Origin of the sequence: Agriterribacter sp. (genome assembly GCF_035444585.1) — a bacterium.
Classification (GTDB): Bacteria; Bacteroidota; Bacteroidia; order Chitinophagales; family Chitinophagaceae; genus Agriterribacter.
On record NZ_DAOMOZ010000168.1, the window covers coordinates 1 to 10,931 of the forward strand.

The 10,931-nt window shown below is 46.2% G+C and carries 10 protein-coding genes; 4 read left to right on the top strand and 6 right to left on the bottom strand.

Annotated elements, in window-relative coordinates; translation table 11 throughout:
- Nucleotides 1–129 precede the first annotated feature (129 nt).
- From PLH26_RS16035 to PLH26_RS16050, 4 genes are all read left to right on the top strand, one after another.
- Nucleotides 130–1,800, top strand: coding sequence for an alkaline phosphatase family protein (locus PLH26_RS16035; protein WP_324587041.1), 1,671 nt, complete (start codon nt 130–132; stop codon nt 1,798–1,800).
- A 206-nt stretch (nt 1,801–2,006) separates the two neighbouring features.
- Nucleotides 2,007–2,798 (top strand): 3-keto-disaccharide hydrolase, encoded by a 792-nt coding sequence (locus tag PLH26_RS16040; protein WP_324587042.1) that lies wholly within the window; start codon nt 2,007–2,009, stop codon nt 2,796–2,798.
- A gap of 6 nt (nt 2,799–2,804) precedes the next feature.
- A complete protein-coding gene (locus PLH26_RS16045; RefSeq protein ID WP_324587043.1) occupies nt 2,805–3,479 on the top strand; it encodes an O-methyltransferase in 675 nt (224 codons plus the stop codon).
- A gap of 225 nt (nt 3,480–3,704) precedes the next feature.
- Nucleotides 3,705–4,274 carry a four helix bundle suffix domain-containing protein gene (locus tag PLH26_RS16050; protein ID WP_324587044.1) on the top strand — a complete coding sequence of 190 codons (570 nt, stop codon included), beginning with the start codon at nt 3,705–3,707 and terminating at the stop codon, nt 4,272–4,274.
- Nucleotides 4,275–4,386: 112 nt separating this feature from the next.
- On the opposite strand, the gene hisB is transcribed toward PLH26_RS16050, so the two are convergent.
- The 6 genes from hisB to hisG form a co-directional block, all read right to left on the bottom strand.
- Nucleotides 4,387–5,529, bottom strand: a complete 1,143-nt coding sequence (hisB, locus tag PLH26_RS16055; protein WP_324587045.1) for a bifunctional histidinol-phosphatase/imidazoleglycerol-phosphate dehydratase HisB — start codon at nt 5,527–5,529, stop codon at nt 4,387–4,389.
- 29 nt (nt 5,530–5,558) lie between these two features.
- The gene (locus tag PLH26_RS16060; protein WP_324587046.1) at nt 5,559–5,996 is read right to left on the bottom strand and encodes a c-type cytochrome; all 438 of its coding nucleotides are present in this window, start codon (nt 5,994–5,996) and stop codon (nt 5,559–5,561) included.
- Between the two features lies 1 nt (nt 5,997).
- Entirely contained in the window at nt 5,998–7,290 is a 1,293-nt protein-coding gene (locus PLH26_RS16065) for a PQQ-dependent sugar dehydrogenase (RefSeq protein ID WP_324587047.1), read from the bottom strand.
- A gap of 25 nt (nt 7,291–7,315) precedes the next feature.
- On the bottom strand, nt 7,316–8,374 hold the full coding sequence (gene hisC / locus PLH26_RS16070; protein ID WP_324587048.1) for a histidinol-phosphate transaminase: 1,059 nt from the start codon (nt 8,372–8,374) through the stop codon (nt 7,316–7,318).
- Nucleotides 8,375–8,513: 139 nt separating this feature from the next.
- A complete protein-coding gene (hisD, locus tag PLH26_RS16075; protein ID WP_324587049.1) occupies nt 8,514–9,785 on the bottom strand; it encodes a histidinol dehydrogenase in 1,272 nt (423 codons plus the stop codon).
- 177 nt (nt 9,786–9,962) lie between these two features.
- Nucleotides 9,963–10,814 (bottom strand): ATP phosphoribosyltransferase, encoded by an 852-nt coding sequence (gene hisG / locus PLH26_RS16080; protein WP_324587050.1) that lies wholly within the window; start codon nt 10,812–10,814, stop codon nt 9,963–9,965.
- Between the last annotated feature and the right edge of the window lie 117 nt (nt 10,815–10,931).

Consider the following 10,931-nt stretch of genomic DNA (forward strand, 5'->3'; position numbering starts at 1 on the left):
TAAATTCTTTTCCTATCTTTAATATTACTTAACCTTTTGATTAGCCTTTGTTAACTATTTAATCACGTACCCATAGTATTTTTGCATAACCTGCATTAACCCCACAATACATCATCTTAAAATCATTTTATGAGAAAGAAAAACCTGCTTTATGTATTTGCCGTTTATTTTTTAGTTGCCTGTCAGGCGCAGGAAACAGAAAACTACCCGCAGGGAATTGAGCACGTTATTGTAATCGGGGTAGATGGCATGAGTCCCGATGGTATACGCAATGCTACAACCCCTGTAATGGACAGCATGGTCGCGGACGGCGCTGTAAAATGGAATGTACGTACGGTATTAACTACTGCCAGCAGTCAGAACTGGGCTTCCATGATCATGGGCGCAGGGCCTGAACAACATGGCATTATCAACAACGACTGGGAAAGAGATGATCATACGCTTCCTCCCATAGTAGCAGGCGAAGAAGGTATATTTCCCTCTATCTTCGGGATCCTCCGGGAGCAAAAGCCCGATGCAGAGATCGGAGCGGTTTACCACTGGGGCGGCTTTGGCCGGTTGTTTGAAAAGAAAGCCGTGAACTACGATAAACATTTTTCAACGGAAGATTCAACAGCAGCGGATTTTACCAACTATATCAAAACCCAAAAACCCACTTTCGGGTTCGTGCATTTTGATCATGTTGATCATGCAGGGCACCACGACGGTCATGGCACCCCGCAATACTATACCGCGGTGTCGAAGGCTGATTCTTTAATAGGAGAGGTTTTAAAAGCCATCAAAGAAAGCGGCATTGAAGAAAGCACCCTGGTTATTGTTACCGCCGATCATGGCGGCATAGGCAAAGGGCATGGCGGTCCTACACCTGAGGAAGGAGAAATTGCGATGATACTGCATGGAAAAGATATTAAGAAGGGCTATAAAATCCAGCAGCAGGTATATACCTATGACCTTGCCGCTACGATAGCATTTGCCTTTAACCTTACACGGCCCTACGCATGGATCGGTCGCCCTATAAAAGCGGCTTTTGAAGGATTTGAAGAACCGGCAAACTTATGGAAAGGAAAAGAAGCGATCGCTGCCCCGACTATATACCCCAAAAGAAATTTATACCAGCAGGCCGGGGGTTTATATATTGATGAACCCGCTACGGTTAAAATGAGTGCAACGACCGACAACAGCACGATATACTACACTTTAAACGGCGACGTTCCTGATAGCAACTCACCCGTATACAAGGAACCTTTCACGATCGACAGCACCACGGTGGTGCAGGCAAAGGCTTTTGACAACACCGGCAATGAAAGCCCGGTGAGCACAGCTTATTTCAGGATGGTCAGGCCCGGTATGGGCAACGGGTTAACCGTTTCTTATTTTAAAGGCAGCGGCTGGAAACAACTTCCTGCTTTTGGGAAGCTAACCCCGGTAAAAAAATGGAACAGCTATGAATTTTCCGTTGATGAAAAAACAATCGCTCCTTTACAGGAAAAGGGAAACCCAACCTTTGGCCTGGTATACGACGGCTATATACAAATTGATACACCCGGAAGATACCGCTTTTCCACGCAATCTGATGATGGCAGCAAATTGTTCATCAATGATAAAGCAGTAGTAAACAATGATGGAGATCACGGCGTAACGGAAGAAGCCGGCAGTATTACCCTGGAAGCGGGCCGGCAGAAAATAAAAGTAGAGTTTTTTAATGCAGCGGGTGGTTACTGGCTTGATGTATTTTACAGGGGACCCGGCATGGCGAAGCAACTTATTCCGGCAAATAAGCTGTTCCTGAAAAAAGCCTGAACTGATTATAAGGACAGGCGTAAGTATGAATCGCTGTTGATTTAAATTGAAGTCTAACGAACAGAACCCTGAAGTGTGCGGCCAAAGTTTTTTTGGTATTGTTGCGGCCCGACACATAAAAACACCCTGCTTATCCTTGCTTACAATACCACAGCACCTAAGCGTTGCCTTGTTCCACTGACCTCTCTTTTTATTATCTTGCACCTATGAAAAATTTACTGGTATTGCTTTTTACGCTTTTCACCATTACTTCTTTTGCGCAGGACAAAAGAAAATGGAAGCAGCTCTTCAACGGCAAGAACCTCAAAGGCTGGACAGTTAAGATCAGCGGGCATGAATTGAATGACAATTACGGTAATACATTTCGCGTGGAGGACGGGAAACTGGTTGTGTCTTACGACCAGTATACTGCATTCAACAACCAGTTTGGTCATATCTTTTATAAAACGCCCTATTCCTATTATTTGCTTGCGGTTGAATACCGCTTTGTGGGAGAGCAGGTAGCGGGCGGACCGGGATGGGCGTATAAAAACAGCGGGATCATGCTGCATTGCCAGCCGCCATCCACCATGCTTAAAGACCAGGATTTTCCTATTTCTATAGAAGATCAGCTGTTAGGGGGCGATTCAACAGGCGAAAGAACAACCTGCAATCTTTGCACGCCGGGCACCAATGTAGAAATGGACGGGAAACTGTTTACGCCGCATTGCATCAATTCCAGATCAAAAACTTTCCGCAATGAAGAATGGGTAAGAGCCGAAGTGCTGGTATTGGGCGATTCGGTGATAAAACAAATTGTAAACGGAGATACCGTTCTGGTATACCAAAAACCACAGATAGGCGGAGGAGCAGTGAACAATTATGATCCTGCGCTAAAGAAAGACGGGCAGTTGCTGAAGAGCGGGTATATTTCCCTGCAAAGTGAAAGTCACCCGGTTGAGTTCAGGAAGGTAGAGATCATTGACCTCGAAAAGCAATACAGGAAAAAAAGGAAATAATACTTTATGGATACAAATATTTTTGGCGCAGTAGACCAGTTTATCAATAATCTGTTTGTAAAAGAAGACGGGGCATTACAACAAACCAAGCAGGCCATTATTGACGGCGACCTTCCGCTCATCAGCATTTCCGAGAACCAGGGCAAGTTTTTGCATATGCTGGCAAAGCTCAATCATCCTAAAAAAATATTAGAGATCGGCACCTTAGGCGGGTACAGCACCATCTGGCTGGCAAGAGCATTGCAGCAAGGCGGCGAATTGATTTCACTTGAACTGGACCAGCATCATGCAGATGTGGCCCTTGCCAATATTTCAAATGCGGGACTAATCAATGCAGTTAAAATCCGTGTGGGCAATGCACTGGAGGAATTGCCCAAACTGAAAAAAGAAGGTGCCGGCCCCTTTGACGTTATATTCATTGATGCCGATAAAGAGCCTTATGCCGAATATTTTGAATTGTCTTTACAACTCTCCCGGCCGGGCACACTCATTATTGCAGACAATGTAGTGCGCGAGGGCAAGATACTCGAAGAAAACAGCGATGACGCCAATGTAACCGGCGTGAAACGTTTTATGACGCTACTGGCGGCCACCAAACAGGTTACCGCAACCGTTATACAAACGGTGGGCAGCAAATACCATGATGGCATGGCGCTGGCGATTGTGAATGAAGCAGTATAGGAGCATTAGCAATAACTGCCCTTTCAGGGGACCTGGCTACACAAGCGACTTGTGAGCGTTTTCTGTCCCGCGAGACTACCGAGCCCCACGAAACAGGCAATTACCAACAAAACCTGCGCAGGCCCTTGCAAAAGGCCTACTGCTTTATAAGCTCAGTGTGGGCATTATGCTTTGAAATCTTCCTTATGTTTCATAATTTAGGACTCACGAATAAATGCATTTCACATGGCAACCGAAGAAAACACCGAAGGATTTATACCTGTACATGGCGGGTACCGCAATTTGATTACTTTTCAGAAAGCGGAGATTATTTATGACGGCACTGTTTATTTCTGCCGGCACTTCCTCAAAAAATACGACCGTACCACTGATCAAATGATACAGGCTGCAAGGTCGGGTAAACAAAATATTGCAGAGGCCAGCATGGCTTCTGCCACTTCGAAGGAAACCGAGATCAAACTTACCAACGTTGCCCGCGCCAGCCTGGAAGAGCTGCTCATAGACTATGAAGATTACCTGCGAATAAACAATTTAAAGAAATGGGAAAGAACTGACCGCCTTTCCCTGCGTTTTAATGAGCTGAATAAAACACAGGGAGCCAGTTACAATACATTTAAAAAAGCAATTGAGCATGAAGATCCGGAGATAAGTGCCAATATCATGTGTTGTTTAATAAATGTTACCTCTTATTTATTGGGCCGGCAATTGGTAGCTTTGGAAAGAGCTTTTTTAAACGAAGGTGGTTTAAGAGAAAGAATGACAAGAGCCAGAATTAATAGAAGAAATAAGCAATAGCCACACATACCGGGGACCTGGTGACACAGGCGACTTTGAACGCTTTTTGTCCCACGAGACTACAGAGTCCCACGAAAACAGGTATAAAACTACCGCCCGCCTAGTTAAACATTTACAACACCCCCTTCGTGCTCGGCAAATAATTGCTCAGCGGGTCACGCTTTACCGCCATGTGAATGGCTTTGGCAAAGGCTTTGAATATCGCTTCTATCTTGTGATGCTCGTTATCGCCCCTGCATTCAATATTGAGATTGCATTTAGCGGCATCAGAAAACGATTTAAAAAAATGATAGAACATTTCCGTGGGCATCTCTCCTATTTTCTCGCGTTTAAATTCGGCATTCCATACCAGCCAGTTCCGTCCGCCAAAATCAATCAGCACTTTGGCATCCGCTTCATCCATGGGAAGGGCGAAACCATAACGCTCCATCCCTCTCTTATCGGCCAGGGCTTTGGCAAAAGCTTCTCCCAGGGCAATGCCCGTATCTTCAATGGTGTGGTGCTCATCAATATGCAGGTCGCCTTTGGCATGAACAGACAAATCCACTTTACCATGACGGGCAATTTGCTCCAGCATGTGATCGAAAAAGCCAATGCCTGTTGAAATGTCTGCCTTCCCCGATCCGTCAACATTCAATGCCACACTGATCTTTGTTTCATTGGTATTGCGTTCCCGGGTAACCGAACGCTGTCCCAGCTTTAAGAATTCGTAGATTTTGCTCCATTCCGTTGTTTCCAGTGCAATGGTATCCTGCAATGCAGCTACCTTATCCGAAATTTCGGCGGCGCCGAGCGAAGCGTCATTATTGAGCCAGATACCCCTGCAGCCGAGGTTCTTGGCCAATTGTATATCTGTTATGCGGTCGCCGATAACAAATGAACGGGCGATATCATAATCGGCGTTATTCAAATATTGTGTAAGCATGCCGGTGGCCGGTTTGCGGGTGGGCGCATTTTCATGCGGGTAGGTTCTGTCTATGTGCACCGCGCTAAAAAAAATGTATTCCCCTTCGAGGCTCTTCATCACCAAATTATGCAGGGGCCAAAACGTATCTTCAGGGAATGCATCCGTTCCCAACCCGTCCTGGTTGGTTACCATCACCAACTCATAGTCCAGCTCCTTGGCAATTTTGGTCATGTATTCAAACATGTGCGGGTAAAAAGTAAGCTTTTCAAATGCGTCTAGCTGGTAGGTAGGAGGAGCTTCATAAATCAATGTGCCGTCTCTGTCAATGAATAAAATCCGTTTTGCCATAACTCTTATTTCAGGGGTTTGGTTTTAATTCAACTCTTTTTTATCTTTTTTTCCGCTCTCACCTTCTTTACTTCCCGTATCGTAACAGCACTGGCTTTATTGCCAAAGCTATTCCGTACATAAGTGAGCACATCCGCCACCTGCTGGTTGGTTAAATGCGCATGCGGCGGCATGGGATTGTGAAAAATATCGCCATCAATTTCTATGGGTTCCGTTAACCCGTTCACTACGATCCTGATAAGCCTCTCCTTCGGTCCGAGCACCCACTCCGTTTTTGCCAACGGCGGATTCATGCGCTGCACCCCCAGCCCGTCTTGCTGGTGGCAGGTTAAGCACTCCTTTGTATATACCGCTTTACCTCTTTCCATTACCGCTGCCGGTGGTTTGGTTTGATCGGGCTCCAGGCTCAGCAAGATAAAGAAAAGTGCAGCAATCACCACATTTACAGGTATAAGTCTCCTTCGCATATCATTTACCGTTATAAGTGATCTTCCAGATATTGCCCTTGTTGTCATCCGACACATATAAAGCGCCATCGGGGCCCTGCGCCAACCCGCAGGGGCGGTAATCTACCCTGCCGGAAGCTCTTTTTTCGTCACTGCCTGCAAATCCGTCTGCAAACACTTCCCATTCGCCATTGGGGTAACCATTTTTCATGGGTACAAATACTACAAAAAATCCGGCCTGCGGCTCAGGCGCCCTGTTCCACGACCCGTGAAAAGCAATGAAAGCACCATTTTTATATTTTTCAGGGAACTGGCTGCCCGTATAAAAAAGTAATGCATTGGGCGCCAGATGAGCCGGAAATGCCATGATCGGCTTATCCACGCCTTCACAGCGACCCTGCGTTTTACCATCTCCGCCATACTCCGGCGCTAATATTTTTTTCTCCTGCTTTCCGTCATAATAACAATAAGGCCAACCAAAGTTCGATCCTTTTTTAGCCAATAAAAATTCTTCAGCCGGCAATTCAGCATTGTCCTTAACAGTATACAGATCATCAAACATGCGGTGCAGGTCATCCCGTCCGTGCTGCAGTACATACAATTCGTTTACGCTGCTGTTCCAGCTTAATGCAACCCCATTCCTGATACCGGTGGCATAGCGCACGCCATCTTTAAATTCCTGTCCGGGTGTGCCCACTTTGAACTGCCATATCCCGCCGGCATAGTCCAGTATCGGGCAGGGATCCTGTCCCTTCGACCCTACAGCTCTGTCCTGCACCTGGCAGGAGTTGGAGGGTGCGCCTATATTTACATAAATATTGCCGGCATCATCCAGCGTAATGGATTTGGCATTGTGCTGTCCGCGATCGGTAAGTCCTTTTACAATGGTTTCGGGTTTACCGGGGTTCTCCACTTCATTAGCGGCATTCAGCTTATACCGGTATACTGCCGAATTGGAAGATGCATACAAATAGCCATCTTTAACAGCAATGCCTGTTCCCGGATAATTGCCAAAACTGCCCGGCGCCGCCGCATTTCCTCCCTTCAGCAATAAAATGCCTTTCCCATCCTTCAGCCTCTCCAGCTTCGCATATATGTTCCCGTTGCTGCTTACTGCAATATGCCGCACCCTTCCCAGGTTCTCTGCCACCGTAGTTGCCGTAAATCCATCGGGCAAAGTTAAACCGGGGCCGGCAACAGCAGCCGGTAATTTGGCTGTGGTATCGGGTATATTTTTATTCTCTTCCGCGCATGCAGATACCACTATCACGCATGTAAAAAACAAACATGACAGATACCATTTGACCGTTTTCATATCATATCGTTTTGGTAGTATAAAATTACAAAGCTGTTCCGTAGTCCTTCAAACTATTCACGAGGGCTGTATTTTCTGCAGGACTTCCCACCGTTATGCGCAGGCAACCTTCGCATAGCTGCACATTGCTCCGGTCGCGAACCACAATTCCTTTGCTCAATAAAGCAGCATATACATCTCTTGCATTCCTAACCTTCAAGAGCAAAAAATTGGCATCCGAAGGATACACCTGTTCCACCACGTCAATCAATGACAATTGTTTTGCCATCAGGTCCCGTTCCCGAACCAGCACCCTTATCATTTCATTCACATCCTCCACATGGTCAAGGGCATTCAATACGATTTCCTGCGTTGCCTGCCCGATATTATAAGGAGGCTTAATTTTATTACAGATGCTTATGATCTCTTCTCCCGCAAAAGCCATACCCAAACGCAATCCTGCGAGACCCCACGCTTTAGAGAGGGTCTGTAACACAACAAGATTGGGGTATTCGGACAGTTCCTGTATGAAAGACCGGTGGCGGGAGAAATTGATATAGGCTTCATCAATGACCACAATGCCGGGGAAATTATTCAGCACTATTTCAATATCTTCCCTGCTGAGCGAATTGGCAGTAGGATTATTGGGCGAACACAACCAGATGATCTTTGTAAAATCGTCCACCCTCGTTTCCAGGTGCACAAGATCTAACTGGAAGTTATCAAGCAGGGGCACTTTACGCAATTCCACGTCATTAATATGAGCGCTCACTTCATACATACCGTAAGTAGGCGGACAAATGATCACATTATCCTTTCCGGGATTACAAAAGGCACGGAACAGCAGGTCAATACACTCGTCGCTGCCATTACCTAAAAAAATATTCTTTGACGGCACACCTTTTATAGCGGTAAGCTTTTCTTTTATTTTTTGCTGGTGCGGATCGGGATAACGGTTATACCACTTTGTTGTGGGCGACCCCAAACTATTTTCATTCGCGTCCAGGAATATTTTTGCCTCACCGCTGAATTCATCGCGGGCAGAAGAATAAGGGAGCAACCTTTTTACATTTTCCCTTACGAGGTCGTTTACGTTAAAATTCATTGCTGTAATTCAATTTTCAAATTTTCATATCAGCCCGCGGTCTGACGCTCCTGTGTCGCGTACCGACCACTGCATTTTCACATTTCTCATACTTCCACATTAGCCCGCGGTCTGACGCTCCTGCTTCGCGTGCCGACCGCTACAATCTCACTTTCACCGCATTGGCATGCGCCTGTAATCCCTCTGCCTCGGCCATACTGACTACAGTGGAAGCGATATTTTTCAGTCCTTCCTGTGTTAGCTTTTGGTAAGTGATCTTTTTTACAAAACTGTCCACACTCACCCCGCTGTATGCTTTGGCATAGCCGTTGGTAGGGAGAGTATGATTGGTGCCGCTGGCATAATCACCCACACTTTCGGGCGAATAACTGCCCAGGAATACAGAGCCTGCATTCACTACCATTTCGGCTACCGCCTCATCATTGGCGCAACTGATGATCAGGTGTTCAGGCGCATAAGCGTTAACCAGGGCTAAAGCATCAGTGATGTTTTCCATGACAATGGCTTTGCTGTTGGCCAATGCTTTTGCGGCAATATCTTTTCGCTGGAGCGCTGCCAATTGGTTTCGTTTTTCTTTAATGACCTTTTCAGTCATAGCCGCAGAAGTGCTCACCAGCAATACCTGACTGTCCGACCCATGTTCTGCCTGCGATAACAGGTCGGCTGCCACATACGCTGCATTGGCTGTTTCATCGGCCAACACACACACTTCGCTGGGGCCGGCAGGCATATCAATGACAATACCATCGCGTTGCACCAGTTGCTTGGCGCAGGTTACATACTGGTTACCCGGGCCGAAGATTTTATATACCGCAGGAATGCGCTCCGTTCCATAAGCCATAGCTGCTATGGCCTGCGCACCGCCGGCTTTGTATATTTGAGTGATACCGGCAGCTTTTGCCGCATATAAAACTGCAGGATGAATGGTGCCATCCTTACCGGGAGGAGTGCATAAAACAATTTCTTTACAACCTGCCAGCATTGCCGGTATACCGAGCATTAAAACAGTAGAGAACAGTGGTGCTGATCCCCCCGGGATATATAGTCCCACTTTTTCTATTCCAATACTTTTGCGCCAGCACTGCACCCCCGGCATCGTTTCCATTTTTATTACCGCCTGCGCCTGTGCAGTATGGAATTTTTGGATATTCTGCTTTGCCTGTGTTATAGCAATTTTGAGTTCCTCAGGCAATGCCCGTTCAGCCGCTGTTATTTCCGCTTCGGGAGCTTTAATATCTTCCAGCAGCACCCCGTCAAAACGCCTGGTGAGCTCAATCAGCGCATTATCGCCATTTTGTTTCACATTGTCCAACACCTGCAGCACAGCGGTCTCCAGCACAGAATGATCCAGCACCGGCCGTTTCAACAATTCCGGCCATTCGTTACGCGGGGGATTGACGATGATATTCATTGGACGATTTGAAATTAATATAGTTTATCGTTTGTGGTTTACCGTTTATGGTTGGATTTATTCTTCGGATCTAGGATTTCGTGCTTCGGATTTTATATTTATCTAGAACTTATCTTTTATTTCTTGGTTCTTTGTATTCCTTCGGGTTTCGAATTTTACATCTTCGAATTTCACCCCCTACAATACCATTTTCTCAATGGGCACCACTAATATACCCTGTGCGCCTGCCGCCTTTAATTGTTCTATTTTATCCCAAAATTCATCTTCGCTCAATACGCTGTGCACCGAACTCCATCCTTTATCTGCCAGGGGCAATACCGTAGGACTTTTCATTCCCGGCAGCAAACCAACTATCTCATCCAGCTTATCATTAGGCGCATTCAATAAAATATATTTATTGTTCTTGGCCTTTCTTACGGCGTGTATGCGAAACAATAATTTATCAAGCACCTGCTGCTGCACCTTGTTAAAATTATTATGACGGATCAGCACCGCCTGGGAATGCAGGATGGTTTCCACTTCTTTCAACCCGTTGGTGAGCAAAGTAGATCCGCTGCTTACCAGGTCGCAGATCGCATCGGATAAGCCGATGCCCGGGGCGATCTCCACCGAACCGCTGATCTCGTGTATCTCGGCGTTTACTTTATTTTTTTTAAGAAATTGTTTGGTGAGGTGCGGGTAACTGGTGGCAATGCGTTTGCCTTCGAGCGATTGTATATTGCTATACTGCTCACCTCTTACAACTGCAATGCTCAGCCTGCAGGCACCAAAACCCAGTTGCTCTACCGTTTTTACCAACTTGTTTTTTTCATAAACCACATTTTCGCCAACGATACCAATATCCGCCACCGCGTCTTCCACATACTGGGGTATATCGTCGTCCCTTAAAAAAAATACCTGCAGGGGAAAATTGGTGGCTTCCGTTTTAAGTTTATTGGCGCCATTGGAAACAGCGATCCCGCATTCTTTCAGCAGCTTCATTGAATCTTCATGCAGCCTTCCCGATTTTTGTATTGCCAGTTTAAGCATTATGTGATGCATTTAAAATAAAAAAGACCTACCTGACGGTAAGCCTCTAACATGTTGTATTAAAATCTGCACATACAGCACCGGCCTACCCTTTGGGCAAGAAATGATGGTGATGAT